General features: G+C 64.3%; 1 protein-coding gene. It reads right to left on the bottom strand.

The features are described 5' to 3' along the window. Window positions 1–27: 27 nt before the first annotated feature. Window positions 28–1092, bottom strand: a 1065-nt coding sequence (locus tag EOA22_RS34750; protein WP_164756227.1) for an AI-2E family transporter, incomplete at its 5' end; no start/stop codon positions are given.

The raw sequence follows: 1092 nt of genomic DNA on the forward strand, positions 1-1092 counted from the left end.
GGCGGGTCGGTTGGCTGGGCAGTCACTTCAGCGACGCGGTTGCGTGCGGTGGCCGCCGCCGCGATCGGCCGGAAGCTGCGGCACAGGTGCCGCGCCGCGACCCTTGTAGAGCGGCGATTCGAGATAGCGGGCTATTGCGAACCGCACCAGCACGGCGACGGCGGCCGAAGCCGGCACCGCGATCAACAAGCCGACGAAGCCGAACAGCGCGCCGAAGGCAAACAGCGAAAACATCAGCCATACCGGGTGCAGGCCGACGCTCTTGCCGACCAGCCGCGGCTGCAGGATGTTGCCCTCGATGAACTGGCCGATGAAAAACACGACCGCGACCGCGACGATCATCGTCCAGTCCGGCCAGAACTGGACGAAGGCGACGCCGACGGCCAGCACCAGCCCGGTCAGCGAGCCGACATAGGGGATGAAGGAAATCAGCCCGGCGAACAGGCCGATGAGGATGCCGAAGTTCAGTCCGGTCAGCGTCAGCCCGGTGGCATACATGGCGCCCAGCACCAGGCACAGCGTGCCCTGGCCACGCACGAAGCCTGCCGTGGCGGTGTTGATGTCCCGTGCGATGGCGCGCACGGTCTGGACGTTGTCGCGTGGCACCCAGCCGTCGATGACCGCCACCATGCGGTCCCAGTCGAGCAGCATGTAGAAGGCGACCACCGGTGTCACCACGAACAGGCTGACCACAGAAACCAGCGCCATGCCGGAACTCCACAGCGAGGTGAAGACGGTGGTGACAAAACCGAAGCCGGAGGTCAGCAGCGAATTCAGCCCGTCGCGCAAGCTATTGGCGTTGACGCCGAACTTCTGCTCCAGCCATTTCGGATCGAACGAGGTGATCAGGCTTTGCAGCCGGGTCAGATATTCCGGCAATTTGCCGGCGAAATCGGCCATCTGCGTGGCCAGAACCGGAATGAGGATGACAAAGGCCAGGACCAGCACGATGAGGAAGGTGATGAGGATGACCACCGTCGCCATGAAACGCGACAGGCCGAGCCGCTGCAGCCGGTCGGCAACGGGATCGAGGAAATAGGCAAGCACCATGCCGGCGACGAAGGGCAGCAGGATGGCGCTGAAGACATAGAG

It is taken from the genome of Mesorhizobium sp. M7A.F.Ca.US.014.04.1.1, from assembly GCF_003998745.1.
Classification (GTDB): domain Bacteria; phylum Pseudomonadota; class Alphaproteobacteria; order Rhizobiales; family Rhizobiaceae; genus Mesorhizobium; species Mesorhizobium ciceri.